General features: G+C 66.8%; 37 protein-coding genes. 36 read left to right on the top strand and 1 reads right to left on the bottom strand.

The genetic code is table 11. The features are described from left to right. Positions 1 to 42: 42 nt before the first annotated feature. The 36 genes from tuf to truA all read left to right on the top strand — a co-directional run bounded on the left by tuf (position 43) and on the right by truA (position 21883). Positions 43 to 1236: an elongation factor Tu gene (gene tuf / locus HNR40_RS02830; RefSeq protein WP_184958078.1), complete on the top strand. Its 1194-nt coding sequence runs from the start codon at positions 43 to 45 to the stop codon at positions 1234 to 1236. 268 nt (positions 1237 to 1504) lie between these two features. After that, complete coding sequence (gene rpsJ / locus HNR40_RS02825) at positions 1505 to 1813, top strand: 30S ribosomal protein S10 (RefSeq protein WP_012887830.1); 309 nt, start codon at positions 1505 to 1507, stop codon at positions 1811 to 1813. Positions 1814 to 1827: 14 nt separating this feature from the next. Continuing rightward, positions 1828 to 2481, top strand: coding sequence for a 50S ribosomal protein L3 (gene rplC, locus HNR40_RS02820; protein ID WP_184958077.1), 654 nt, complete (start codon positions 1828 to 1830; stop codon positions 2479 to 2481). Further along, positions 2478 to 3134, top strand: a complete 657-nt coding sequence (rplD, locus tag HNR40_RS02815; protein ID WP_184958076.1) for a 50S ribosomal protein L4 — start codon at positions 2478 to 2480, stop codon at positions 3132 to 3134. Before rplC ends, rplD begins: the two co-directional genes overlap by 4 nt. Beyond that, the gene (gene rplW / locus HNR40_RS02810; protein ID WP_184958075.1) at positions 3134 to 3436 is read left to right on the top strand and encodes a 50S ribosomal protein L23; all 303 of its coding nucleotides are present in this window, start codon (positions 3134 to 3136) and stop codon (positions 3434 to 3436) included. The genes rplD and rplW overlap by 1 nt, the downstream gene beginning before the upstream one ends. A 90-nt stretch (positions 3437 to 3526) precedes the next feature. Beyond that, positions 3527 to 4363, top strand: a complete 837-nt coding sequence (gene rplB / locus HNR40_RS02805; protein ID WP_184958074.1) for a 50S ribosomal protein L2 — start codon at positions 3527 to 3529, stop codon at positions 4361 to 4363. Positions 4364 to 4374: 11 nt separating this feature from the next. Beyond that, entirely contained in the window at positions 4375 to 4653 is a 279-nt protein-coding gene (rpsS, locus tag HNR40_RS02800; protein WP_184958073.1) for a 30S ribosomal protein S19, read from the top strand. A gap of 29 nt (positions 4654 to 4682) precedes the next feature. Then, positions 4683 to 5036: a 50S ribosomal protein L22 gene (rplV, locus tag HNR40_RS02795; protein WP_184958072.1), complete on the top strand. Its 354-nt coding sequence runs from the start codon at positions 4683 to 4685 to the stop codon at positions 5034 to 5036. After that, on the top strand, positions 5036 to 5896 hold the full coding sequence (gene rpsC / locus HNR40_RS02790) for a 30S ribosomal protein S3 (RefSeq protein ID WP_184958071.1): 861 nt from the start codon (positions 5036 to 5038) through the stop codon (positions 5894 to 5896). The genes rplV and rpsC overlap by 1 nt, the downstream gene beginning before the upstream one ends. A 2-nt stretch (positions 5897 to 5898) precedes the next feature. Next, on the top strand, positions 5899 to 6318 hold the full coding sequence (gene rplP / locus HNR40_RS02785) for a 50S ribosomal protein L16 (RefSeq protein WP_184958070.1): 420 nt from the start codon (positions 5899 to 5901) through the stop codon (positions 6316 to 6318). Continuing rightward, complete coding sequence (rpmC, locus tag HNR40_RS02780) at positions 6318 to 6557, top strand: 50S ribosomal protein L29 (RefSeq protein WP_184958069.1); 240 nt, start codon at positions 6318 to 6320, stop codon at positions 6555 to 6557. Before rplP ends, rpmC begins: the two co-directional genes overlap by 1 nt. Continuing rightward, positions 6550 to 6831, top strand: a complete 282-nt coding sequence (gene rpsQ / locus HNR40_RS02775) for a 30S ribosomal protein S17 (protein WP_184958068.1) — start codon at positions 6550 to 6552, stop codon at positions 6829 to 6831. The genes rpmC and rpsQ overlap by 8 nt, the downstream gene beginning before the upstream one ends. 205 nt (positions 6832 to 7036) lie before the next feature. Next, complete coding sequence (gene rplN / locus HNR40_RS02770) at positions 7037 to 7408, top strand: 50S ribosomal protein L14 (protein WP_043623452.1); 372 nt, start codon at positions 7037 to 7039, stop codon at positions 7406 to 7408. 11 nt (positions 7409 to 7419) lie between these two features. Continuing rightward, the gene (gene rplX, locus HNR40_RS02765) at positions 7420 to 7728 is read left to right on the top strand and encodes a 50S ribosomal protein L24 (RefSeq protein WP_221340025.1); all 309 of its coding nucleotides are present in this window, start codon (positions 7420 to 7422) and stop codon (positions 7726 to 7728) included. Then, on the top strand, positions 7728 to 8303 hold the full coding sequence (gene rplE, locus HNR40_RS02760) for a 50S ribosomal protein L5 (protein WP_184958066.1): 576 nt from the start codon (positions 7728 to 7730) through the stop codon (positions 8301 to 8303). The genes rplX and rplE overlap by 1 nt, the downstream gene beginning before the upstream one ends. 3 nt (positions 8304 to 8306) lie before the next feature. Further along, a complete protein-coding gene (locus HNR40_RS02755) occupies positions 8307 to 8492 on the top strand; it encodes a type Z 30S ribosomal protein S14 (RefSeq protein WP_020542298.1) in 186 nt (61 codons plus the stop codon). Between the two features lie 249 nt (positions 8493 to 8741). Further along, positions 8742 to 9140 carry a 30S ribosomal protein S8 gene (gene rpsH / locus HNR40_RS02750; RefSeq protein WP_184958065.1) on the top strand — a complete coding sequence of 133 codons (399 nt, stop codon included), beginning with the start codon at positions 8742 to 8744 and terminating at the stop codon, positions 9138 to 9140. A gap of 16 nt (positions 9141 to 9156) precedes the next feature. Then, positions 9157 to 9699 carry a 50S ribosomal protein L6 gene (gene rplF / locus HNR40_RS02745; protein WP_184958064.1) on the top strand — a complete coding sequence of 181 codons (543 nt, stop codon included), beginning with the start codon at positions 9157 to 9159 and terminating at the stop codon, positions 9697 to 9699. A gap of 2 nt (positions 9700 to 9701) precedes the next feature. After that, positions 9702 to 10085 (top strand): 50S ribosomal protein L18, encoded by a 384-nt coding sequence (gene rplR, locus HNR40_RS02740; protein WP_184958063.1) that lies wholly within the window; start codon positions 9702 to 9704, stop codon positions 10083 to 10085. Positions 10086 to 10137: 52 nt separating this feature from the next. Next, positions 10138 to 10770, top strand: coding sequence for a 30S ribosomal protein S5 (gene rpsE / locus HNR40_RS02735; RefSeq protein WP_184958062.1), 633 nt, complete (start codon positions 10138 to 10140; stop codon positions 10768 to 10770). A 2-nt stretch (positions 10771 to 10772) separates the two neighbouring features. Continuing rightward, a complete protein-coding gene (gene rpmD / locus HNR40_RS02730; protein ID WP_049572666.1) occupies positions 10773 to 10955 on the top strand; it encodes a 50S ribosomal protein L30 in 183 nt (60 codons plus the stop codon). A 2-nt stretch (positions 10956 to 10957) separates the two neighbouring features. After that, a complete protein-coding gene (gene rplO / locus HNR40_RS02725) occupies positions 10958 to 11413 on the top strand; it encodes a 50S ribosomal protein L15 (protein WP_184958061.1) in 456 nt (151 codons plus the stop codon). Positions 11414 to 11584: 171 nt separating this feature from the next. Beyond that, a complete protein-coding gene (gene secY, locus HNR40_RS02720; RefSeq protein WP_184958060.1) occupies positions 11585 to 12895 on the top strand; it encodes a preprotein translocase subunit SecY in 1311 nt (436 codons plus the stop codon). Beyond that, positions 12895 to 13545 carry an adenylate kinase gene (locus HNR40_RS02715; RefSeq protein WP_184958059.1) on the top strand — a complete coding sequence of 217 codons (651 nt, stop codon included), beginning with the start codon at positions 12895 to 12897 and terminating at the stop codon, positions 13543 to 13545. The genes secY and HNR40_RS02715 overlap by 1 nt, the downstream gene beginning before the upstream one ends. 107 nt (positions 13546 to 13652) lie before the next feature. Further along, positions 13653 to 14459: a type I methionyl aminopeptidase gene (map, locus tag HNR40_RS02710; protein ID WP_184958058.1), complete on the top strand. Its 807-nt coding sequence runs from the start codon at positions 13653 to 13655 to the stop codon at positions 14457 to 14459. 37 nt (positions 14460 to 14496) lie between these two features. Beyond that, positions 14497 to 14910: a DUF1707 SHOCT-like domain-containing protein gene (locus HNR40_RS02705; RefSeq protein WP_246508312.1), complete on the top strand. Its 414-nt coding sequence runs from the start codon at positions 14497 to 14499 to the stop codon at positions 14908 to 14910. A gap of 97 nt (positions 14911 to 15007) precedes the next feature. After that, positions 15008 to 15415 carry a hypothetical protein gene (locus HNR40_RS02700; RefSeq protein ID WP_184958056.1) on the top strand — a complete coding sequence of 136 codons (408 nt, stop codon included), beginning with the start codon at positions 15008 to 15010 and terminating at the stop codon, positions 15413 to 15415. Between the two features lie 959 nt (positions 15416 to 16374). Continuing rightward, entirely contained in the window at positions 16375 to 16854 is a 480-nt protein-coding gene (locus HNR40_RS02695) for a class F sortase (protein WP_246508310.1), read from the top strand. Between the two features lie 195 nt (positions 16855 to 17049). Then, entirely contained in the window at positions 17050 to 17271 is a 222-nt protein-coding gene (gene infA, locus HNR40_RS02690; protein ID WP_012887858.1) for a translation initiation factor IF-1, read from the top strand. 90 nt (positions 17272 to 17361) lie between these two features. After that, positions 17362 to 17475: a 50S ribosomal protein L36 gene (gene rpmJ / locus HNR40_RS02685; protein WP_003956441.1), complete on the top strand. Its 114-nt coding sequence runs from the start codon at positions 17362 to 17364 to the stop codon at positions 17473 to 17475. A 193-nt stretch (positions 17476 to 17668) separates the two neighbouring features. Beyond that, a complete protein-coding gene (gene rpsM, locus HNR40_RS02680; RefSeq protein ID WP_184958055.1) occupies positions 17669 to 18049 on the top strand; it encodes a 30S ribosomal protein S13 in 381 nt (126 codons plus the stop codon). 44 nt (positions 18050 to 18093) lie between these two features. Further along, on the top strand, positions 18094 to 18498 hold the full coding sequence (gene rpsK / locus HNR40_RS02675; protein ID WP_020542285.1) for a 30S ribosomal protein S11: 405 nt from the start codon (positions 18094 to 18096) through the stop codon (positions 18496 to 18498). A gap of 20 nt (positions 18499 to 18518) precedes the next feature. Further along, positions 18519 to 19145 (top strand): 30S ribosomal protein S4, encoded by a 627-nt coding sequence (gene rpsD / locus HNR40_RS02670; RefSeq protein WP_184958054.1) that lies wholly within the window; start codon positions 18519 to 18521, stop codon positions 19143 to 19145. Positions 19146 to 19246: 101 nt separating this feature from the next. After that, entirely contained in the window at positions 19247 to 20263 is a 1017-nt protein-coding gene (locus HNR40_RS02665; RefSeq protein WP_184958053.1) for a DNA-directed RNA polymerase subunit alpha, read from the top strand. Positions 20264 to 20398: 135 nt separating this feature from the next. Further along, the gene (gene rplQ, locus HNR40_RS02660) at positions 20399 to 20944 is read left to right on the top strand and encodes a 50S ribosomal protein L17 (RefSeq protein WP_184958052.1); all 546 of its coding nucleotides are present in this window, start codon (positions 20399 to 20401) and stop codon (positions 20942 to 20944) included. A 90-nt stretch (positions 20945 to 21034) separates the two neighbouring features. Next, positions 21035 to 21883, top strand: a complete 849-nt coding sequence (truA, locus tag HNR40_RS02655; protein WP_184958051.1) for a tRNA pseudouridine(38-40) synthase TruA — start codon at positions 21035 to 21037, stop codon at positions 21881 to 21883. Positions 21884 to 22349: 466 nt separating this feature from the next. Here truA and HNR40_RS02650 read toward each other — a convergent pair whose 3' ends face one another. Beyond that, positions 22350 to 24941 (bottom strand): hypothetical protein, encoded by a 2592-nt coding sequence (locus tag HNR40_RS02650; protein ID WP_184958050.1) that lies wholly within the window; start codon positions 24939 to 24941, stop codon positions 22350 to 22352. Between the last annotated feature and the right edge of the window lie 77 nt (positions 24942 to 25018).

Below are 25018 nucleotides of genomic sequence, written 5' to 3'. Positions count from 1 at the left end.
GAGTGTGAAGTAAGTCAGTCAGATTCTCTAAGGAGAGAACCAGTGGCTAAGGCCAAGTTCGAGCGGACTAAGCCGCACGTGAACATCGGCACCATTGGGCACATCGACCACGGCAAGACCACTCTGACCGCGGCGATCACCCAGGTGCTGCACAAGCGCTTCCCCGACATCAATGAGGCGACCCCGTTCGACAAGATCGACAAGGCGCCCGAGGAGAAGGCGCGCGGCATCACGATCTCGATCGCGCACGTCGAGTACCAGACCGAGAAGCGCCACTACGCCCATGTGGACTGCCCCGGTCACGCCGACTACGTGAAGAACATGATCACCGGTGCCGCGCAGATGGACGGCGCGATTCTGGTGGTCGCGGCGACCGACGGTCCGATGCCCCAGACGAAGGAGCACGTCCTCCTGGCCCGCCAGGTCGGCGTTCCCTACATCGTCGTGGCGCTCAACAAGTCCGACATGGTGGACGACGAGGAGATCCTGGAGCTCGTCGAGCTCGAGGTTCGTGAGCTCCTGTCCGCTCAGGAGTTCCCCGGCGACGACCTCCCCGTGGTCCGCGTCTCCGCGCTCAAGGCGCTGGAGGGCGACACCAAGTGGGAGGACAGCATCATCGAGCTGATGACCGCTGTCGACGAGAACGTCCCCGAGCCGGTCCGTGAGACCGACAAGCCGTTCCTGATGCCGGTCGAGGACGTTTTCTCGATCACGGGTCGCGGCACCGTCGTCACCGGTCGTATCGAGCGCGGTGTGGTCAAGGTCAACGAGACTGTCGACATCATCGGCATCAAGGAAGACAAGACCACCACCACGGTCACCGGTGTCGAGATGTTCCGCAAGCTGCTCGACGAGGGCCAGGCCGGTGACAACGTCGGTCTGCTCCTGCGTGGCATCAAGCGCGAGGACGTCGAGCGCGGTCAGTGTGTCATCAAGCCGGGCACCACGACCCCGCACACCGAGTTCGAGGCTCAGGTCTACATCCTGGGCAAGGACGAGGGCGGCCGCCACACGCCGTTCTTCAACAACTACCGCCCGCAGTTCTACTTCCGTACGACGGACGTGACCGGCGTGGTGAACCTCCCCGAGGGCACCGAAATGGTCATGCCGGGCGACAACACCGAAATGCGCGTTGAGCTGATCCAGCCCATCGCCATGGAGGACGGTCTCAAGTTCGCGATCCGTGAGGGTGGCCGCACCGTCGGCGCCGGTCGCGTGACGAAGATCCTGAAGTAGCACGATTCGCCGGGGCGGCGGTCGGCCTCATTCACAGGGCCGGCCGCCGATCCGCGAAAGCACCAGCACGGCTCCACGCAAAGCCGTGATCTCGCAGTGGCTTCGGACGACCGCAGGTTGTGACCGAAGTAACTGCCGGATCACGGAAGAAAACGGCAGATCATATGCGTCTGCTACGTGGGGTTATCGGGCGGTTTCGCCCGTATGAACAGCGGCAACAGGCCGCACGATACTTTTTCAGACGACAGCGAAGGACACCGAGGCCACTATGGCGGGACAGAAGATCCGCATCCGGCTTAAGGCCTATGACCACGAGGTCATCGATAGCTCGGCCAAGAAGATCGTCGAGACGGTGACGCGGACTGGCGCGAAGGTCGCGGGCCCGGTGCCGCTGCCGACCGAGAAGAACGTGTACTGCGTCATCCGCTCGCCGCACAAGTACAAGGACAGCCGCGAGCACTTTGAGATGCGCACGCACAAGCGGCTGATTGACATCATCGACCCCACGCCCAAGACCGTCGACTCGCTCATGCGTCTCGACCTCCCCGCGGGCGTTGACATCTCGATCAAGCTCTGAGGGAACGCACTGACATGGCTAAGACGATCAAGGGCGTCCTGGGCAAGAAGCTCGGCATGACCCAGGTCTTCGACGCGGACAACCGGATGGTTCCGGTGACCGTGGTCGAGGCCGGTCCGTGCGTGGTGACCCGCGTCCGCAGCGCTGAGAAGGACGGCTACTCCGCCATCCAGCTCGGCTTCGGGCAGGTCGACCCCCGGAAGGTCAACAAGCCGCTCGGCGACTACCTGCGTAAGCACGACATCACCCCGCGCCGTTACTTTGCGGAGATCCGCACCGACGACGCGAGCGACTACACCCTCGGCCAGGAACTGCTGGCCGACACCTTCGAGGCGGGCCAGTACGTTGACGTGACTGGCAAGTCCAAGGGCAAGGGCTTCGCCGGTGTCATGAAGCGCCACGGCTTCAAGGGCCTGGGCGCCTCGCACGGTACGCAGCGCAAGCACCGCTCGCCGGGTTCCATCGGTGGCTGCGCCACCCCGGGCCGCGTATTCAAGGGTCTTCGCATGGCTGGCCGGATGGGTAACGTCCGCACCACCGTGCAGAGCCTCAAGGTTCACGCCGTGGACGCCGAGAAGGGCCTCATCCTGATCAAGGGTGCGATCCCCGGCGCCAACGGCAGCCTGGTCCTCGTCCGTACCGCTGCCAAGAAGGGGGCTGCCAAGTGAGTACCACTATTGACGTCCTCGACGCCAGCGGCGCGAAGACCGGCACGGTTGACCTCCCCGAGAACATCTTCGGGGCCAAGGTCAACGTTCCGCTGATCCACCAGGTGGTCGTGGCCCAGCTCGCCGCTCGCCGGCAGGGCACGCACAAGGCCAAGACCCGTGGTGAGGTCCGCGGTGGCGGCAAGAAGCCTTACCGCCAGAAGGGCACCGGCCGCGCCCGTCAGGGTTCGACCCGCGCGCCCCAGTTCGCCGGCGGTGGCGTCGTCCACGGTCCGGTTCCGCGCGACTACTCGCAGCGGACCCCGAAGAAGATGAAGGCCGCCGCCCTGCGTGGCGCCCTGTCCGACCGGGCGTCCGGCAACCGCGTTCACGTGGTCAGCACGCTGGTCACGGGGGAGACCCCGAAGACCAAGGCGGCCCTTGAGGCGCTGCGCAAGATCACCCAGGCTCCGCGCGTTCTCGTCGTCGTCGACGAGGCCGACGAGCTGACCTGGATGAGCCTGCGCAACGCTCCGGAGGTCCACCTGCTGGACGCCGGGCAGCTGAACACCTACGACGTGCTCGTCCACGACGACGTGGTCTTCACGCAGGAGGCCTACGACCAGGTCGTCGCGCGGCTTTCGGTCGAGTCGAGCAAGAAGGAAGACGCCTGATGGAGAAGATCGCCGACCCGCGCGACGTCATCATCAAGCCGGTCGTCTCCGAGAAGAGCTACGGCCTGATCGATGAGCACAACAAGTACACGTTCCTGGTCCGTAAGACCGCGAACAAGACTCAGGTGAAGATCGCCGTTGAGCAGATCTTCGGGGTCAAGGTCAGCAGCGTGAACACCATCAACCGGCAGGGCAAGCGCAAGCGCACCCGCACCGGTTTCGGCAAGCGTCCCGACACCAAGCGCGCGATTGTGAGCCTGGTCGAGGGCGACCGGATCGACATCTTCGGTCAGATCGCCTAGTGCTTGCCGTACATAGCTAGAAAAGGGCGAACCGCCGCACATCCGTGCGGCGGGCTCTCCCATGTAACCGACAAAGGATGAACGAAAAAGATGGGCATCCGTAAGTACAAGCCGACGACCCCGGGTCGCCGCGGGTCGAGTGTCTCGGACTTCTCCGAGATCACCCGCAGCACGCCCGAGAAGTCGCTGCTTGCGCCCCTTCACAGCAAGGGCGGCCGCAACGTACACGGCCGGGTCACCGCGCGCCACCAAGGCGGCGGTCACAAGCGCGCCTACAGGATTATCGACTTCCGCAGGCATGACAAGGACGGCGTTCCCGCCAAGGTCGCTCACATCGAGTACGACCCCAACCGGACCGCCAACATCGCTCTGCTGCACTATGCCGACGGTGAGAAGCGCTACATCATCGCTCCCACCGGCCTCAAGCAGGGCGACCGGATCGAGAACGGCCCTTCGGCCGACATCAAGCCGGGCAACTGCCTGCCGCTGCGCAACATCCCGACCGGTACCTTCATCCACGCGGTGGAGCTCCGTCCGGGCGGTGGCGCCAAGCTGGGTCGGTCCGCCGGTGCGCAGATCCAGCTGCTCGCCAAGGAGGGCCAGTACGCCACGCTGCGTATGCCTTCCGGCGAAATGCGCATGGTCGACGTGCGTTGCCGCGCGACTGTCGGTCAGGTGGGCAACGCCGAGCAGGCCAACATCAACTGGGGCAAGGCCGGACGTATGCGGTGGAAGGGCAAGCGCCCGACCGTCCGCGGTGTCGCGATGAACCCCGTCGACCACCCCCACGGTGGTGGTGAGGGTAAGACCTCCGGTGGTCGCCACCCGGTCAACCCCAAGGGCAAGCCCGAGGGCCGTACCCGTCAGGCGAACAAGGCCAGTGACAGGCTGATCATCCGCCGTCGGTCCAAGAGGAAGAAGCGGTAGGAGCAGCCACAATGCCACGTAGCCTTAAGAAGGGCCCCTTCGTGGACGACCACCTTCAGAAGAAGGTCGAAGTCCAGAACGAAAAGGGTTCCAAGAACGTCATCAAGACGTGGTCGCGCCGGTCGATGATCGTGCCCGACATGCTCGGTCACACGATCGCCGTGCACGACGGCCGCAAGCACGTCCCGGTGTTCGTCACCGAGTCGATGATCGGCCACAAGCTCGGCGAGTTCGCACCCACGCGGACGTTCCGCAGCCACGTCAAGGAAGACCGCCGCAGCCGGCGATAAACAGCCTTCAGAAGTAAGAGGAGTAAGCGATGGAAGCCAGGGCTCAGGCGCGGTTCGTCCGTGTCACGCCCCTCAAGGCCCGCCGCGTGGTGGACCTTATTCGCGGGCTGCCCGCTTCGGAGGCGCAGGCCGTGCTGCAGTTCGCTCCCCAGGCGGCGAGCGAGCCGATCTACAAGGTGCTCTCGAGCGCGGTAGCGAACGCGGAGCACAACTTCAAGCTCGACCCCGAGACGCTCGTCGTGAGCCGCGCGTGGGTCGACGAGGGCCCGACGCTGAAGCGGTTCCGTCCGCGTGCCCAGGGTCGCGCCTATCGGATCAACAAGCGGACGAGCCACATCACCGTGATCGTGGAGTCCCGCGAGCCGAAGGGAAGGACCCGATAGTGGGCCAGAAGGTTAACCCGCACGGGTTCCGCCTCGGCATCACGACCGACTTCAAGAGCCGGTGGTACGCCGACAAGCTGTACAAGTCGTACGTCGCCGAGGACGTCGCGATCCGCCGCATGCTGCAGAAGGGCATGGAGCGGGCCGGCATCTCCAAGGTCGAGATCGAGCGCACGACGGACCGCGTGCAGGTGGACATCCACACCGCGCGTCCCGGCATCGTCATCGGCCGCCGCGGCGCCGAGGCGGACCGCATCCGTGGTGACCTGGAGAAGCTGACCAAGAAGCAGGTTCAGCTCAACATCCTCGAGGTCAAGAACCCGGAGATCGACGCTCAGCTGGTGGCCCAGGCCGTCGCCGAGCAGCTGTCCAGCCGTGTCTCGTTCCGCCGTGCCATGCGTAAGGCGATGCAGTCCTCCATGAAGTCCGGCGCCAAGGGCATCCGTGTCCAGTGCTCCGGTCGTCTGGGCGGCGCTGAGATGTCCCGGTCGGAGTTCTACCGCGAGGGCCGGGTGCCGCTGCACACCCTTCGCGCGGACATCGACTACGGCTTCTACGAGGCCCGCACGACCTTCGGCCGGATCGGCGTGAAGGTCTGGATCTACAAGGGCGAGGCTCCGACCAGCCGCGCCGAGCGTGAGGCGGCTGCCGCCGGTGCTCGCGCCGGCCAGCGTCGCGAGCGCGACGACCGTCGTGGTGGTGGCGGCGGCGACCGTCCGCGTCGTGGTGGTGGCGCCGGTGGCGCTCGCCGCGGCGGCGGTGGCGGTGGCCGTGGCGACCGCGCCCCCCGCACCGAGGCGGCCGCACAGGCCGCCCCCGAGACCGGCCCGGCTGCGCAGCCGGGTGCTGAAGGGAGCTGACCATGCTGATCCCGCGCAGGGTCAAGCACCGCAAGCAGCACCGGCCCGACCGCAGTGGCGCCGCCAAGGGTGGCACCAGGGTCACGTTCGGCGAGTTCGGCATTCAGGCGATTGAGCACTCTTACGTGACCAACCGCCAGATCGAGTCCGCGCGTATCGCGATGACCCGCCACATCAAGCGTGGTGGCAAGGTGTGGATCAACATCTACCCCGACCGTCCCCTCACCAAGAAGCCCGCCGAGACCCGCATGGGTTCCGGTAAGGGTTCGCCGGAGTGGTGGATCGCCAACGTCAAGCCCGGACGCGTGATGTTCGAGCTGTCGGGTGTCGCCGAGCCGGTGGCTCGTGAGGCGCTCAAGCGCGCCATTCACAAGCTGCCCATGAAGTGCAAGATCGTCAAGCGTGAAGTGGGTGAGGCGTGATGGCCAAGAGCCTGACCGCCGGCGAGCTGCGGGTGGAGGACCAGGACACCCTGGTCCAGAAGCTCAAGGAAGCCAAGGAGGAGCTGTTCAACCTCCGCTTCCAGTCAGCGACCGGTCAGTTGGAGAGCCACGGGCGGCTGCGCGCCGTTCGCCGCGAGATCGCCCGCATCTACACCGTGATGCGCGAGCGCGAGCTCGGCATTGTCACGGTGGTTGAGAAGGAGTCGAGCGATGGCTGAGACCGAGACCACTGAGACGACGCAGCGGACCTTCCGCAAGGTCCGCGAGGGCCTGGTCGTCAGCGACAAGATGGACAAGACCGTCGTCGTCGCCGTCGAGGACCGCGTCAAGCACCGTCTGTACGGCAAGGTCATCCGCCGTACGACCAAGTACAAGGCACACGACGAGGCCAACGCCTGTGGCGTCGGCGACCGCGTGCTGCTCATGGAGACCCGCCCGCTCTCCGCTACCAAGCGGTGGCGCGTGGTGGAGATCCTCGAGAAGGCCAAGTAAGGCCTGCTCGGATATATGCGCGCCTCGTGGGGGCTGTCTCGACAGCCCCCATGACGGCGTCCAAGGACGTGGCCGTCGTACGGCTGCCGCATCGCCTGCGGTGCGGCCTCTCTCGCTGAGAGGGGCTGTGGCCGGGGGAACAAGACAACGACAGGTTCCGCCAGGCTCAGCTCGCTGAGAACCGGCGCGACTAACAGGAGTAACAGTGATCCAGCAGGAGTCGCGACTCAAGGTCGCCGACAACACGGGTGCCAAGGAGATTCTCTGCATCCGCGTTCTCGGTGGCTCGGGTCGACGCTACGCGGGTATCGGCGACGTCATCGTCGCCACGGTTAAGGACGCCCTCCCCGGCAGCACGGGCGTCAAGAAGGGTGACGTGGTCAAGGCCGTCGTCGTACGCACGGTCAAGGAGCGCCGCCGGCCTGACGGCTCCTACATCCGCTTCGACGAGAACGCCGCCGTCATCATCAAGGACAGCGGTGACCCTCGTGGCACTCGTATCTTCGGCCCGGTCGGCCGCGAGTTGCGCGACAAGAAGTTCATGCGCATCATCTCGCTCGCTCCGGAGGTGTTGTAATGCCGAAGTTCCTGCACGTGAAGAAGGGTGACCTGGTTCAGGTCATCGCCGGCAAGGACAAGGGTGCCAAGGGCCGGGTCATCGCCTCCCTCCCGCACGAGGACCGTGTGGTGGTCGAGGGCGTCAACCTGATCAAGAAGCACTCGAAGGAGACCAACCAGGGTCCGCGTGGCGCCAAGCAGGGCGGCGTGCAGACCATGGAGGCCCCCATCCACGTGAGCAACGTGAAGAAGCTCAAGGACGAGAAGCCCGCTGAAAAGCAGCCCGCCGACGAGAAGTCCAAGAAGGCCGGCGACGCTTCGGAGGGTGAGGACAGCTGATGACTGCCACGACCACCGAGACCGAGCGCCCGACGCCGCGCCTCAAGACGAAGTACCGCGAGGAGATCATCGCGAAGCTTCGTGAGGAGTTCGGCTTCGAGAACGTCATGCTGGTGCCCGGGCTGACCAAGATCAAGGTCAACATGGGTGTCGGCGAGGCCGCTCGCGACTCCAAGCTGATCGAGGGCGCTGTCCGCGACCTCACGGTGATCACCGGCCAGAAGCCGGCCGTCGTCCGCGCCCGCAAGTCCATCGCGCAGTTCAAGCTGCGCGAGGGCATGCCGATCGGCGCGCACGTGACCCTTCGCGGCGACCGGATGTGGGAGTTCCTCGACAGGCTGCTGTCGCTGGCGCTGCCCCGTATCCGTGACTTCCGCGGTCTGTCGCCGAAGCAGTTCGACGGCAACGGCAACTACACCTTCGGTCTGACCGAGCAGGTCATGTTCCACGAGGTCGACCAGGACAAGGTCGACCGCCCGCGGGGCATGGACATCACGGTTGTGACCACCGCGAAGAACGACGACGAGGGCCGGGCGCTGCTGAAGCTCCTCGGCTTCCCTTTCAAGGAGGCCTAAACGATGGCGAAGAAGTCGCTGATCGCCAAGGCGGGGCGTAAGCAGAAGTTCGAGGTCCGGGCCTATACCCGTTGCTCTCGCTGTGGCCGTCCCCGCGCCGTCTACAGGAAGTTCGGCCTGTGCCGTGTCTGCTTCCGCGAGATGGCGCACCGGGGCGAGCTGCCCGGCATCACCAAGTCCAGCTGGTAGGTACTCTGAGGGGCGGCCGTTCTCCGGCCGTCCCTGGAGTGCGCCAGCCGTACTTTCCAGATATATCCAAATGGGGCGCTCCGTCGGAGCGCCCGTGACCACGCCGAAGGTCCACCGGTAGAGCGCGGAGAGGTAGCCGAAGCGGACACTGAGGGAGGCATTCGCCCACCCCGAGGTGCGAGCCGAGGCGGACTCGACCATCAGAAGCGCTTCACCGACTGGAAACCGCGGCGAGGAAGGCCGTTGGCCATGACGATGACCGACCCGATCGCAGACATGTTGACGCGTCTGCGCAATGCGAATTCGGCATATCACGACAGCGTGACCATGCCGTATTCCAAGATCAAGGCGCACATCGCCGAGATCCTCCAGCAGGAGGGTTACATCCAGGCCTGGACCGTCGAAGACGCCAAGGTCGGAAAGAACCTCGTGGTGGAGCTCAAGTTCGGGCCGAGCCGTGAGCGTTCGCTCGCGGGGCTGCGCCGGGTTTCCAAGCCCGGGCTGCGTGTATATGCGAAGAAGGACAACCTGCCTCGCGTTCTGGGCGGGCTGGGCGTCGCGATCATCTCGACGTCTGGCGGGCTCATGACCGACAAGCAGGCCGGCAAGCGTGGCGTGGGCGGCGAAGTCCTCGCCTACGTCTGGTAGAGGGGAGGAACACAGCATGTCGCGAATCGGACGGCTGCCCATCCCTGTGCCCAGTGGCGTAGACATCACGATCACCGGCCAGGACGTCCAGGTCAAGGGCCCGAAGGGCACGCTTTCTCACACGGTGGCCGAGCCCATTTCGGTGGCTCGCGCCGATGACGGGACCATCTCGGTCTCCCGTCCCAATGACGAGAACAAGGTCCGTGCGCTGCACGGCCTGTCTCGCACGCTCATCGCCAACATGGTGGAGGGTGTCACTCAGGGCTACTCCAAGAGCCTTGAGATCGTCGGTGTTGGTTACCGCGTTCAGGCCAAGGGCCCGACGCAGCTGGAGTTCGCTCTCGGCTTCAGCCACCCGGTGGTCGTTGACGCTCCCGAGGGTGTCTCCTTCCGCGTCGAGAAGCCGACGCTGTTCCACGTGGACGGCATCGACAAGCAGAAGGTCGGCGAGGTCGCCGCGAACATCCGCAAGCTGCGCAAGCCTGACCCGTACAAGGGCAAGGGTGTGCGGTACCAAGGCGAGCAGATCCGCCGCAAGGTCGGAAAGGCTGGTAAGTAGGCATGGCTGGCAAGACTGCGTACAGCAAGCACACGGCTGCCCGCACCGTCTCGCGGGCCCGCCGTCACGGCCGCGTCCGCAAGAAGGTCGTCGGTACGGCGGAGCGTCCGCGCCTCGTCGTCAACCGCTCGACCCGGCACCTGTTCGTCCAGATCGTGGACGACTCCAAGGGTCACACGCTGGTCAGCGCCTCGACCATGGACGCCACGCTGCGTTCTGCCGAGGGCGACAAGACCGCGAAGGCCAAGAAGGTCGGCGAGCTCCTCGCTCAGCGGGCCAAGGATGCCGGTATCACCGCTGTCGTCTTCGACCGTGGTGGTAACCGCTACGCGGGCCGTATCGCCGCTCTGGCGGACAGCGCCCGTGAAGGCGGGCTCGAGTTCTGATGAGGAACCGAGGATCGCAACTGATGGCAACAGCTGAGAAGAGGAACCACTGATGGCTGCAGCTCCGCGTCGCGGTGGCGGCACCGGTGGCGAGCGGCGGGACCGTCGCGACGACCGCCGCGGTGGCGCCGCCGACAAGGGCGTTTCGTACATCGAGCGCGTAGTGAAGATCAACCGAGTGGCCAAGGTCGTGAAGGGTGGTCGTCGCTTCAGCTTCACCGCCCTGGTCGTCGTCGGTGACGGCAACGGCATGGTCGGCGTCGGCTACGGCAAGGCCAAGGAAGTCCCCGCGGCCATCGCCAAGGGTGTCGAAGAGGCGAAGAAGCACTTCTTCCGCGTTCCTCGCATCCAGGGCACCATTCCGCACACCGTGCAGGGCGAGGAGGCGGCAGGCGTCGTCTTCCTGCGTCCGGCCTCGGCCGGTACCGGCGTCATCGCCGGTGGCCCGGTGCGCGCGGTCCTGGAGTGCGCGGGCATCCACGACGTGCTGTCCAAGTCGCTCGGCTCGGACAACCCGATCAACATCGTGCACGCCACGGTGGCGGCGCTGCGGGGTCTGTCGACTCCCGAGGCGATCGCGGCCCGTCGTGGCCTGCCGATCGAGGACGTCGCTCCCAAGGCGATGCTCAAGGCGCGCGCCGAGGGTATTGCCGAGGCTGCCGCGGCGGCTAAGGCGGTGAGCTAGTCATGGCACGCCTGAAGATCACTCAGGTTCGCTCGAAGATCGGTGGCAAGCAGAACCAGCGTGACTCGCTGCGTTCGCTTGGCCTGAAGCGAATCGGCGACGTCGTCGTCAAGGAGGACCGTCCCGAGATTCGTGGGATGGTCTCCGTGGTGACGCACCTCGTCGTGGTGGAAGAGGTCGACTAGTCATGACTGACAAGGCTCCGCTCAAGATTCACGACCTGCGTCCGGCCCCCGGATCCAACAAGTCGAAGGTCCGTAAGGGCCGCGGCGAGGCGTCCAAGGGCAAGACCGCGGGTCGCGGCACCAAGGGCTCGCGGGCCCGCACGACGGTTCCCCTCGGTTTCGAGGGTGGCCAGGTGCCGCTGCAGCGCCGTCTGCCGAAGCTGAAGGGCTTCTCCAACGCGCTGTTCAAGACGACGTACCAGGTTGTCAACCTGGACAAGCTCGGCGAGCTGTTCCCCGACGGTGGCGAGGTCACCGTCGAGACGCTGGTCGCCAAGGGCGCCGTCCGCAAGAACCAGCCGGTGAAGGTCCTCGGCACCGGTGAGATCTCCGTCGCGGTGAACGTGCAGGCACACGCCTTCTCGGGTTCCGCGAAGGAGAAGATCACCGCTGCTGGTGGGTCCGTTACCGAGCTGTAAGACCGCTATGACGAGGCGTGGGGGCCCTGACCATGGGCCCTCACGCCCGTAGTGCGTTAGAGTTCGCGAGACGGCAGGCATCTGTCCGGCTCGAATTGACTTGACACTTCAAATGGCAGATCCCCGCACCATCGCATACTCACACCGCCACCATGGCGCGCAGGAGGGACCGTGCTGACCGCGTTTACCCGGGCGTTCCGGACGCCGGACCTGCGCAAGAAGTTGCTCTTCACTCTGGGCATCATCGCGCTGTTCCGACTCGGCTCGGTTCTTCCGACTCCGGGCGTTCACGTCCAGAATCTCGCGACCTGTCTCGAACAAGCACGAGACAGTTCCGCCGGCAACATCTATGGAATGGTGCAGCTGTTCAGCGGCGGCGCCCTTCTGAAGTTGTCGGTTTTCGCGCTGGGCATCATGCCGTACATCACCGCGAGCATCATTCTGCAGCTGCTCGTCGTCGTGATCCCCCGACTAGAAGCCCTGAAGAAGGAGGGGCAGGCCGGGCAGACGAAGATCACGCAGTACACGCGTTATCTGACCATCGGCCTCGGCATTCTCCAGTCGACCGCCTTCATCGCGCTGGCCCGTACCGGCCAGTTGTTCCCGCAGTGCCAGCAGGAGATCCTGCTCGACCCGGACAACATCTTCGGGATCGTCACGATGGTCATCATCATGACGGCGGGCACCTCGGTGATCATGTGGCTTGGTGAGCTCATCACCGACCGCGGTGTCGGCAATGGTATGTCGATCCTCATCTTCACGCAGGTCGTCGCGGTCTTCCCGTCCGAGCTGGCCAACATCTTCCAGGCGAACAAGTTCACCTTCGCCGCCGTTCTGGTGGTCGGCATCTTCATGATCGCCGCGGTCGTCTTCGTCGAGCAGGCTCAGCGCCGCATCCCCGTGCAGTACGCCAAGCGGATGGTCGGGCGCCGGATGTATGGCGGCACTTCCACCTACATCCCGCTGAAGGTGAACCAGGCGGGCATCATCCCGGTCATCTTCGCGTCGTCCCTGCTCTATCTGCCGCAGCTGCTCACGTCACTCTTCGCCAACGCGGAGAGCCCGAACGCGGTCGTGCAGTGGATCTCGCAGAACTTCGTGACGGGCGACACCCCGATCTACATGATCACGTTCTTCCTGTTGATCGTGTTCTTCACGTACTTCTACGTGTCGATCACCTTCAACCCCGTCGAGATCGCCGACAACATGAAGAAGTACGGTGGGTTCATTCCGGGTATCCGCCCGGGACGGCCCACGGCCGAATACCTCAACTTCGTGCTCACCCGGTTGACGGCGCCCGGCTCGCTCTATCTGGGTCTGATCGCCATGGTCCCGATCGTCGCCCTGGCCATCGCCGGTGCGAGCCAGAACTTCCCGTTCGGAGGGACGAGCATTCTCATCATGGTTGGCGTCGGCCTGGACACGGTGAAGCAGATCGAGAGCCAGCTCCAGCAGCGTAACTACGAAGGTTTCCTGCGCTAGTGAGGCTGGTTCTGGTCGGGCCCCCCGGAGCGGGTAAGGGGACACAGGCCCAGTACATCGCATCAAACCTGTCCATCCCGAAGATCTCGACAGGTGACATTTTCCGTGCCAATGTCTCGGGCGGCACGGAGCTCGGCACGCTCGCCAAGACGTACATGGACCGCGGCGACCTCGTGCCCGACGAGGTCACGATCGCCATGGTCCGCGACCGGCTCCGTGAGGACGACGCGCAGGACGGTTTCCTGCTCGACGGCTTCCCCCGCAACGTGTCGCAGGCCGAGGTGCTGCGCGACATGCTGAAGGACTGGGAGCTGGGTCTCGACCTCGTGCTGGAGCTCGTGGTCGACGACGAGGAGGTGGTACGCCGGCTGGCCGGCCGGCGTACCTGCAGTCAGTGCGGGCGCATCTGGCACGTCGAGTTCGACGACAAGAAGGACGACGTCTGCGACGCGTGCGGAGGCAAGCTCTTCCAGCGCGACGACGACAAGGAGGAGACCGTCAGGCACCGCCTGGAGGTCTACCAGGAGCAGACGGCGCCGTTGGTCTCCTTCTATGCCAAGGACGACCTTCTCGTGGGTGTCGACGCCACCGGTCCGGTGGAAGAGGTCACGCAGCGGGCCATGGAGGCGATTCGCCCTTACATGGGATAGCGATCAAAGTATGCGAGGTGGCGCGGGATTCCGTGCCACCTCGCGGCTATTGTGGGGGAATTGACCTCCCGCGTCCGCCCGTTGAAACACCCTGGGGGGTGCCACACGTGTTCAAGAAGAACCGGCATGGAATTCAGATCAAGTCGCCCGAGCAGCTCGAGAAGATGCGGGCGGCCGGCCTGGTCGTCGGGCGTACGCTCGATCTGCTGAAGCGTTCGGTACGGCCCGGCATGACGCCGCTGGATCTTGACGTGATCGCGGAGAAGGCGATCCGCGAGGAGGGCGCCATCCCGTCGTTCAAGGGCTACCAGGGCTTTCCCGCGACGATCTGCGCCTCGGTCAACGACGAGGTCGTCCACGGGATCCCGACCAACGCCCGCCAGTTGCGCGAGGGCGACATCATCTCGATCGACTGCGGCGCGATCCTGGACGGCTGGCACGGCGACTCGGCGGTGACGGTCGCGGTGGGCGAGGTGGCGCCCGAGCTGGTCGAGCTCATGCGGGTGACGGAGGAGTCGATGTGGCGGGGAATCGCGGCACTCAAGGTGGGCGCGAACCTGTCCAATATCGGCTTCCAGGTGGAGAAGTACGTCAAGTCCCAGGGCCGCTACGGCATCCCCCAGGAGTACGGCGGGCACGGCATCGGCACCGAGATGCACATGGACCCCTGGATCGCCAACCACGGCAAGCCGGGCCGCGGGCCGGTTCTGGAAGAGGGCATGTGCCTGGCGATCGAGCCCATGGTCAACCTGGGCGGAGCGCGTACACGGGTGCTGGCCGACGAGTGGACCGTCGTGACGATGGACGGTAAGCCTTCCGCGCACTTCGAGCACAGCGTCGCGGTGACACATAATGGTCCTTGGGTGCTAACCGCCCTCGATGGGGGCAAAGAGCGACTAGCACAGCTGAACTAGCGGCCGGGAGTTGAGTGTGATGGCGCAAAGCCCTGAGATGAGGGCGTCCGACGTCGACCGCGACCGGGTGGCCGCAGTCCTGCGTGAACACACGGCACAGGGCCGCATCACCATGGACGAGTTCAACGATCGGCTTGAGCAGCTGTACCAGAGCAAGACCTACGGCGAACTGGCCAGGCTGACGGCCGACCTGCCCGACGTGGACCTGCGGGCACGGCCCGCGAAGGCGGTCGGATCGGCGTCGCCGGCGCCCAAGCAGGGCATGCATCCCGGGATGCGCGGCGCCTGGGGCGCATGGGCGGCGGCCAGCGGCATCAACTGGGTGATCTGGCTGATCGTCAGCGTGACCTCGGGAGACTTCATCTATCCGTGGCCGCTGTGGGTGATGGGGCCGTGGGGTGTGATCCTTCTGCTGAGCACGGTCTTCGGCAGCGGGCCGCGCCGTACGTAAAAGTGGTATGTGTGCATTCCTGCGCAGATCGGGCGGGTTCTGCTTCCTAACGTGAGCGGTGTCGGCAACAGCCGGCCCAACTCCCGGAGGAAGACAGATGCGTAAGTTCCTCGTAGCAGCAGCGATCGCGGGCTCCGTCGCCAGCGGTCTCGCCCTCGCCCCCGCCGCCCAGGCGAGCGCCGACACCTCGAGCTCGGCCGGCTTCTGGGGGCCGTACTTCTCCAGCAACGGCGGCAAGGCCTACGCGAAGGGCCGCACCTCCAAGGACAGCAACGGATACGTCCACACGACCTGGTCCGGCAAGGAGAAGTTCGGCGGCGACAAGAAGTACGGCTACGTCTGGTTCGAGTACTACAAGGGCGGCAGCTGGCACAAGTTCTACCGCCACTGGAACGGCTCGGGCGGCGACAGCTGGAAGGCCAAGGGCATCAAGAAGATGTACACCTACACCTGCTGGGGCAAGAAGCCGAACCACTACTGCGGCTCGAAGCACCGCATCTACTAGGGGATTCCCGCACAGAGCCCGTCCGTGACCTGGTCACGGGCGGGCTTTGCCCTATATCCGGAGCGTAAGACGCACTCTTTACCGCTGGTGCCAGTTGGCGGCGATCAAGAGGGGTAGATGATCTTTGACCAGCGAACCGGCGCTTTGGGGGGACAGATTGAGACGTGTCCTGCTCGGGGTGCTGGTGACCGCGTTCTCCACTACGGGGGCTTCGTCTTCTGAGCCCGGGGTGAGTGTTTCGCCCGCCAGTGCTGGGCCTGGTGAGCGGGTGACCGTCTATGTCCATTCGTGCACGGCTGTGGATCAGGTTGTCGCCTCGTCGATGGCGTTCGCCGGGCAGCATGTGCGGCTGGGGCGTGGTGGGAGTCCCGGTGGGTGGGTGGGGAGCGTCGAGGTTCAGGACAAGGCGGTCAGCTCGGTGCATGAGGTGACTGCTCGGTGTTCGGATCGGCTGGTCAGGACCTATCTCACTGTGCGTGGCCATCCTCGGCGCGGGCCGGAGACCGGAGGGGGCGGGCTGGCCATTGGCGCCGGTTCTGCCTCTTCTGCCGGTTCTGGCTCTTCTGTCGGTTCTCTCGCTTCTGAGGTCGCGGGTTCTGAGCTCGCCGACCCCACGCTTGCGGACTCCACGTTCGCGGACTCCGCGCGCGCGGGGGAAGAGGCGCGGGCGCCGTGGCTGGCTGGGGCGCTGGCCGTGCTGGTGCTCGCGGCCGGGGGCGGTGGGCTGGCCGCCTGGAGGCGGTGGCGCGGCTCGCGTGACGCCGCGCCCTAGAGACTCGTGCCCGCCCGGCGCCGCGTGTCGGCGGTCGTCGGCGGCGGGCGGGCACGTGATCGTCGCTGTGGGGCTCGTTCTGGGCCTTTCCTCCTGTACGGCGCAGCCGCCCGCCGTGCCCTGGGAGGTGGCCGGCGGGCGGCCTGCCGTACCGGGGAGGGGGTGGCCGCGGCCGCTCGCGGGAGAGTTGAGCAGAGCCGAGCCCACGCGGGTGCTGATCCCGCGCCTCCATGTGAGCGCGCCGCTCGTGGTGCTCGGGGTGGGTGGCGACGGGGCGCTGGCGGTGCCGCCGCTGGAGCACGGGAATGTGGCCGGATGGTACGGCGGCGGCGTGACGCCGGGCGAGCGTGGTTCGGCGGTGATCGCGGGGCATCTCGACACCAGGCGGGGACCGGCGGTCTTCGCCCGGCTGGCCGAGTTGCGGGCGGGGGACGTGGTGGGCGTGGTGCGCGCTGACGCGAATGTGGCGGTGTTCGTCGTGGAACGGCTGTCGCGTGCGCCGAAAGACCGCTTCCCCGCGGAGGAGGTCTACGGGCCGGCGGACGCGGGCTGGCTGCGCCTGGTGACGTGTGGAGGCAGCTTCGACCGGGTCCGGCGTACCTATAGTGACAACGTGATCGTGCACGCGCGCTTCCGAGCGGCTTACGCGAGCGCGGACTTGCGCTAAACTGGCGCATGGTTGTGTCAGGACACCTGGCACGCGTTTCGCGTTTTTAGCTCAGGTGTCGTACACTCCTTAGTCGGCTCACTTTGACTCTCACGCGTCGGCGATCCTTGCCGGTCGCCGCTCTCTTCGAAGCGTGATGTCGCGGCTGCAGTGAACCGAAACCTCAGACGACCGATCAGTGAAACGCGAGGGATTTTGGCCAAGAAAGACGGCGCCATCGAGATCGAGGGCACTGTGGTTGAGTCGCTCCCGAACGCCATGTTCCGGGTGCAGCTCGACAACGGCCATAAGGTCCTGGCCCACATCAGCGGCCGGATGCGGATGCACTACATCCGAATCCTGCCTGACGACCGGGTAGTCGTTGAACTGAGCCCCTACGACCTCAGTCGTGGGCGGATCGTCTACCGATACAAGTAGCGACGGAACCCGCAGCTCTGCGGGGATGTTCCGGCGTTAGTCGCGGGTTTCGGCCCGCGCGAGGAAACACGTCTGAGGATACGAAGGACAATGAAGGTTAAGCCGAGCGTCAAGAAGATCTGCGACAAGTGCAAGGTGATTCGCCGGCACGGTCGCGTCATGGTGATCTGCGACAACCTGCGCCACAAGCAGCGTCAGGGCTAGTCGCGGTAAGGCTTCTCCGAGTCCGACACCCGTAAAGGGGTGGCGGGCTCGACGCATGAGCAGCCTGAAGTAATCGCGTGCCACACCCACATCAGTGGGACACCCTCGGTCGGAGGCCGAGGCCCTCACCCCGGGCATGGGGAGGGGCAGTGGAGCGCAAGACCTCCGCCACAGAGAAGGAGAATGCCCGACCATGGCTCGCCTGGTTGGCGTCGATCTCCCCCGCGAAAAGCGGCTGGAGATCGCTCTCACCTACATTTTCGGAATCGGCCGCACCCGGGCCCTTGAGATCCTCAAGGCCACCGGCGTCAGCGGCGACCTCCGCGTCCACCAGCTCTCCGACGCTGAGCTCGTCCCGATGCGTGACTACATCGAGACGAACTACAAGATCGAGGGTGACCTGCGTCGCGAGGTCCAGGCCGACATCCGTCGCAAGATCGAGATCGGTTGCTACCAGGGCATCCGGCACCGCAAGGGTCTTCCGGTCCACGGCCAGCGCACGCAGACCAACGCGCGCACCCGTAAGGGCAAGAAGAAGACCGTCGCCGGTAAGAAGAAGCCCGGTAAGAAGTAGTTCGCGCAGCCGCGGACCGAAGACCTCAGGAGTAATGGCTAACAATGCCTCCTAAGAGCCGTCAGGGCGCACCGAAGAAGGTGCGCCGCAAGGAAAAGAAGAACGTCGCTCACGGGCACGCCCACATCAAGAGCACGTTCAACAACACGATCGTCTCGATCACCGACCCCAACGGGAACGTGATCTCCTGGGCCAGCGCCGGCCACGTGGGTTTCAAGGGCTCCCGTAAGTCCACCCCGTTCGCCGCACAGATGGCCGCCGAGAATGCCGCCCGCCGCGCCATGGAGCACGGCATGCGCAAGGTCGACGTCTTCGTGAAGGGCCCCGGCTCCGGCCGTGAGACCGCGATCCGTTCGCTTCAGGCGACCGGGCTCGAGGTCGGCTCCATCCAGGACGTGACCCCGGTTCCGCACAACGGCTGCCGTCCGCCGAAGCGCCGCCGCGTCTGACACCCAGGAGATATTGAGAAATGGCTCGTTACACGGGCGCGGACTGCAAGCTCTGCCGTCGGGAGAAGACCAAGCTCTTCCTCAAGGGCAGCAAGTGCGAATCCGCCAAGTGCCCCATCGAGATCCGTCCTTACCCGCCGGGTGAGCACGGTCGCGGTCGTCCCAAGGAGTCTGAATACCAGCTCCAGCTTCGTGAGAAGCAGAAGACCCGCCGCATCTACGGCGTCCTCGAGAAGCAGTTCCGCAACTACTACGAGGAAGCCAGCGCCAAGACCGGCAAGTCCGGTGAGGTGCTTCTCCAGATTCTGGAGAGCCGTCTCGACAACGTCGTCTTCCGCGCCGGGTTCGCCCAGTCGCGTGACGCCGCCCGCCAGCAGGTGCGCCACGGCCACATCCTGGTGAACGGCAAGAAGGTCGACATCCCGTCCTACCGCGTTCGCGAGCACGACATCGTCGAGGTCCGCGAGAACAAGCGCAACCTGCTTCCGTACGAGGTGGCTCGCGCCACCGCCGGCGAGCGCACGGTTCCGCCGTGGCTCGGCGTCGTGCCGGAGAAGCTCCGCGTCCTGGTTCACCAGCTGCCCGTCCGCGGTCAGATTGACACCCAGGTCCAGGAGCAGCTGATCGTCGAGTACTACTCCAAGTAGTCACTCGCCTCTAAGTGGAGTACGGCATGCCGTACTCCACTTAAGCTGTTATGGAGAGCGGCGTCATATAGCGGTCGCCGCACTACAAGGGGAGATCCCACATGCTGATCGCTCAGCGTCCGACTCTTCTCGAAGAGTCGCTCGACGAGACCCGGTCCCGATTCGTCATCGAGCCGCTGGAGCCGGGCTTCGGCTACACCATCGGCAACGCGGTGCGGCGCACGCTGCTGTCGTCCATTCCGGGCGCGGCCGTCACCAGCATCCGCATCGAGGGCGTGCTCCACGAGTTCTCGACCGTGCCGGGGGTCAAGGAGGATGTCACCGACATCATCCTGAACCTCAAGGAACTGGTCGTCTCCTCCGAGCACGACGAGCCGGTCGTCATGTACCTGCGCAAGCAGGGCCCGGGTGAGGTCACCGCCGCCGACATCGCGCCCCCGGCCGGTGTCGAGGTGCACAACCCCGAACTGCGCATCGCCACCCTCAACGGCAAGGCGAAGCTGGAGATGGAGCTGACCGTCGAGCGCGGTCGCGGCTACGTCTCCGCCGCGCAGAACAAGCAGCCCGGCCAGGAGATCGGCCGCATTCCGATCGACTCGATCTACTCGCCGGTCCTCAAGGTCACCTACAAGGTCGAGGCGACCCGAGTCGAGCAGCGTACCGACTTCGACCGTCTGATCCTGGACGTCGAGACCAAGGCCGCCATGAAGCCGCGCGACGCCGTGGCATCCGCCGGCAAGACGCTGGTCGAGCTGTTCGGCCTGGCTCGCGAGCTCAACGTCGAGGCCGAGGGCATCGACATCGGCCCGTCGCCGACCGACGCGGCCCTGGCCGCCGACCTCGCGCTGCCGATCGAGGAGCTGAACCTCACGGTTCGTTCCTACAACTGCCTCAAGCGCGAGGGCATCCACACTGTGGGCGAGCTAGTCGCCCGCAGCGAGCAGGACTTGCTCGATATAAGGAATTTCGGCGCCAAGTCCATCGAAGAGGTCAAGCAGAAGCTCCACGAGATGACGCTTGCCCTCAAGGACTCCCCGCCCGGGTTCGACCCGAGCGCGGTGGCCGGTGGCGGCTACGACGACGACGACAGCGCGTACGTCGAGACCGAGCAGTACTAAGCACGTCCCCGCCGCTCCTCTCGGGGTGACGGGGTTCGCACTGGTTGATCGCGGGCGCCCCTTTGCGGGGGCGCCTGGCGGCCCGACTCCGGTACCTCGTACGGCCGGGGCGGGTTCATTCTCAAGGAGAACGCAATGCCCAAGCCCACCAAGGGTGCACGTCTTGGCGGCAGCCCGGCTCACGAGCGGCTGATCCTGGCCAACCTCGCCACCGATCTGTTCCGCTACGGCCGGCTCACCACCACCGTGACCAAGGCCAAGCGCGTCCGCCCGCTGGCGGAGCGCCTGATCACCAAGGCCAAGAAGGGCGACATCCACAACCGTCGCCAGGTGCTGACCGTCGTCAAGGACAAGGGCGTCGTCCACCACCTGTTCACCGAGATCGCCGTGACTTTCGCGGAGCGTCCCGGTGGCTACACCCGGATCACCAAGATCGGTAACCGTAAGGGCGACAACGCGCCCATGGCGGTCATCGAGCTGGTCACCGAGCAGCTGAACCCGGTCACCGTCTCGCGCACCACCCCGGCCGCCGAGGCAGCCGCCGCTCCCGCGGCCGCCGCCGAGGTCGTCGAGGAGGCCACCGAGGCTGAGGCTCCCGAGGCCGCCGCCGACGAGGCCCCCGAGGCTTCCGAGGCTCCCGCCACGGAGACCGAGGCGAAGAAGGACAAGGACGAGGCCTGATCTTTCAGGCCGTCAACGGGCCCGGACCCCTCTTGTGGGGGTGTGGGCCCGTTTCGCATTCAGGAGGATGACATTTAGGAGGATGACATCGTGGTACGGCTCCGCCTCGACCTCGGCTACGACGGCACGGACTTCTCCGGCTGGGCCCGTCAGCCGGGGCGTCGTACGGTGCAGGGCGAGATCGAGGAAGCGCTGACGCGGATCCTGCGGCTGCCCGAGCCGGCCTCGCTGACGGTCGCCGGGCGGACGGATGCCGGGGTGCATGCCCGGGGGCAGGTGGCGCACGTCGATCTGGACGAGGAGTCGCTGGGGCAGTTGGATCCCCGTGGCGGTGCGCCTGCGGGACGGGCTGAGAGGCTTGCTGCGCTTGTGCGGAGGTTGGCGGGGGTCCTGGCCGCCGATGTACGGATATTTCGCGTCTCGGTGGCTCCTGAGGGCTTTGACGCGCGATTCTCGGCTATGTCCCGGCGGTATGCGTACCGGGTTTGTGATGCGCCGGGTGGGGTGGACCCGTTGGTGCGGCGGGAGGTGGTCTGGCATGCCCGGTCGCTGGACGTCGAGGCCATGAACGCGGCGGCCGTGCGGCTACTGGGTGAGCACGACTTCGCGGCGTTCTGCAAGAAGCGCGAAGGGGCTACGACGATTCGGGAGCTGCAGCGGCTTGAGTGGGTGCGGGATGGGCGCGGGCTGCTGGTCGCCACCGTGGTCGCGGACGCGTTCTGCCATTCCATGGTCCGGGCGCTGGTCGGGTCGTTGATGGCGGCCGGTGACGGGCGTCGGGCGGTGGAGTGGCCGGGGGAGGTGCTGGCGGCAGCCGTACGGGATTCTGGGGTGCACGTGGCGCCCGCCCACGGCCTGTGCCTGGAAGAGGTCACGTACCCGGCGCCCGACGAACTCGCCACCCGAGCAGCAACCACCCGCCGAGTCCGCACCCTCTAACCGCCCCACCGCACTCTTCGCACCCGCCGGACTCCCCGCGCCCTACCGCCCGACGTGCGCCCCGCGCTCGTCCGCTGGCGCGGCCATGCCCGCCGCGCCCCTCATGTCTGCTGCGGCTCCACACCGACGCACGCCGTCAGCCGGTGCGTGTGTTCTGACCATGACGCGCGTCCGCCCGCGCCTCCCCGCCCGCGCCCGCACCCACTTTGGGGGTACGGCTGCTGCCCACCCACTCTACGCGTCGTCCCGGCCAGGGCGGTCCGGAGGCGGCTGCGGGCCCAGACGGGTCTTGGCTGCCCATGAACCCGTGGCTCCAGGCGAGAGGCCCGCCCGTAGCTGCGCGCTCCCTGCCCGCACCTGCGGCTCCGGGCGAGAGTCACGGCCGGAGCAGGTTGTGCTTCTTGATGGCATGGGTTGCCCGCTCGTGGCGTCGAGCGGGGATGTCTGTCCCGGGTAGGGGGTTGGGTTAGCTGGCGGCTATTCGGCGTTCCAGGACCTTGGCGGTTTGGTCGCGGAAGCCGCCGCTGATCTTGCCTAGGCCGGTTTCCTTCTCTGTCGGGGTGTGGCCGTCGGCGTAGGTGGCGTAGCTGAAGACGATGTAGCGGCCCCAGACCAGGCCGGCCGCGTAGCCGCCGGCGATGTGGATGCGGTCGCCGCCGCTGCCCGCCGAGCCGGGGAGGGCGCGGAACCAGAGGTTGCGGCTGAGGTTCTTGGCCTGGTCGGCTTCGACCGCCGCCTCCTTCGTGGGCAGGACCGCGAGGCCGGTGGTGACGGCGTAGCGGCGCTTGCTGTCGACGTACGTGGCGCGCAGGACGCGGCTGCAGTCCTGCTTGCGCAGCGCGTCGGCGAACGGGCCCGCGGCGACCTTCTCGCAGTTCTCGGCCATGCTGGTCTTGACCCTGGTGAACGACCTGCCGCCGATCTTGATCTTCTTGGCGGGGAAGGCTTCGGTGAGGGCGAGCTTTTTGGGGTCGGTCTGCTCGGAGTTCAGGACCGAGGCACCTGCGGTGTCGTCCGGTGGGTCGGTGGTCGCCGTGGTGGAGGGTTGCGTGGTGGCGGGGGGTTGTGAGGCTGCGGCGTCGGCGGGCTTGGAGCCGTTGATCGACCGGTAGGCGAAGAACGCGCCGGTTGCCACGCCTGCCAGGACCAGTACGCCCAGTGCTGCCAGGAGGACCTTCTTGCCCTTGGCCGGTGGTTGCTGGGGGCCGGGGTGGCCTGGTTGCGGGGGTGTGGCGGGGCCGCCCGGGGTGAACAGGCTGCCCGGCTGGGTCTGACCCTGCTGACCGGCGAAGGGCTGGTTGCCGAAGGCCTGGCGGGCCGGTGGCTGGAAGTTGTGCGGTGGGGCTACTGGTGGCTGTTGGGGTGCTGGGTTGTTCGTCGCCGGAGGGCGGGGGCCGGGGAAGGCGGGGATGCCGTGGGGCGGGGTGTCCGAATCGGCCGGGGGCAGCGCCATGGGCTGCCTCGGGGCGGGGAGCGCGGGCTTCGGGCCCCAGACCTCGGGCGGGAAGGGGAGCTCGGGCAGCTGGTGCGGGCCGGTGTCGTCGGACTGCTTCATCGGCCACACCGGGATGTCGCCGGGCTCGGCCTGGCGGGCCACCGGGAGGGTGAGACCGGGATCGGACGGCTGATTCGGACCGGCGCCCGGGTGTCCGGGGGGCTGGTTCGGTCCCGCGCCCTGGTGTCCGGGCGGCTGGTTCTGTCCTGTGCTCGGGTGTGCGGGTGGCTGAGGTGGGCTTTGGTGTCCAGCGGGCTGAGGTGGGCCGCCTGGGTGTCCGGGGGGCTGGGGTGGGTTGTTTTGGAGGGCTGGGCCGGAGTGCTGGGCGTCCTGGGGGTTCGCGGGTACGGCGGGCGTACCCGGCCACGGGGCTGGGGGTTCCAGGGCGTCGTAGTCGGTGCCGGGGATGGGCTCGCCGGTCGCCGCCGGCCATGGGGGCACTGACGAGTCGGTTACCGGGGACGGCCATACCTGCATGCCCGCCGCGGCGGCGGTGAAGCCGGGCGGGGGTTCCCAGGTGGGGTCGCCGGGGGGCGGGGTGTCGGACGGGAGTTCCGGCTTGGGCCAGGAGGTCCTTGTGAGCTGGGGGTCGTCGGGCTCGGGGTCGGCGAACCAGTCGTACTCGGCTTCCTCGCCGGGGACCTCCCACGGCTTCGCGCCCGGGAAGGCGGGCAGCTCGGGCAGGTCGGCGGTGGGTACGGGCTCCGGGGCCGGGGGCGCAACGTTCCACGGCCGGACGTCGGCATGCGGCGGCCCGGGCAGGGGGTTGGCCGGGTTGGTGTCCGCGGTGCCGGAGTCCGGGGCGGGGCTGGGCGGCGGCGGATACCCGAGCGCGTCCGTCGGCGTGGGCTGGGGGCCGCCGCCACCGGGGGTGCCATATGCGGGCGCACCGGACGTGGGCGCACCGGACGTGGGCGCACTGGACGTGGGCGCACCGTGCGGGCCGGTGTTAGGGGCTGCGCCGTATTGGGGCGCCCCGTGCGGGCCGGGGTCGGCAGAGGCGCTGTGCGGGCCCGTGTCGGAGGGCGGGCCGAGATGGCCGGGGTGCCAGTGCCTGGTCTGACCGTCGTCGGGCAAGGCGGACTCGGGTGACGCGTGCTCGGGCAGGCCGTGGTCGGGCAGGCCGTGCTCGGGCAGGCCGTGCTGGGGGCCGCCGCCACCGGGGAAGCCCGCTGCTGGCTGAGCTCCGCTGTCAACGGAATGTCCGGGCAAGGGCAGGGCGCCGTTGTCGCCGAGAGGCACGGGGCGGCCGGTTGCCGGTCTGGTGGTGCCGGGGGGGTCGGGCCACGACGGGGGTTCGGGGGCGGGGAGGTTGGGGGGTGGGCCTGGGTAGACGGGGATGGGGGCGCCGCCGGCACTCGGCCACGGTAGGCGCTCCGCCGTCTCCTGTTGGTCGCCTTCGCCACCTTCCGTTACGGCGTCGCCGTACAGGATGGGCGGGGTTGTTGGGTCGTCGGCGGGTGAGAGGAGCTGGCCGAAGCTCGGCGGCGGTGTCGACGCCGGAGTGACCGAGCTGTCGGTCTCGGCGCGCTCGTGCTCGGACCCGGGTTCCTGGCCACGCATATAAGGGAGCCTAGCGAGAAGGTCGAGATCGTCATGCCGGTATGGGCGTTCCCGGCCGGATCGACCGCCTGATTTGT

Source organism: Nonomuraea endophytica, assembly GCF_014203235.1.
Lineage (GTDB): Bacteria > Actinomycetota > Actinomycetes > Streptosporangiales > Streptosporangiaceae > Nonomuraea > Nonomuraea endophytica.
Note: the sequence above shows the minus strand (reverse complement) of the source record. Positions and strands in the feature narration are given on the sequence as shown.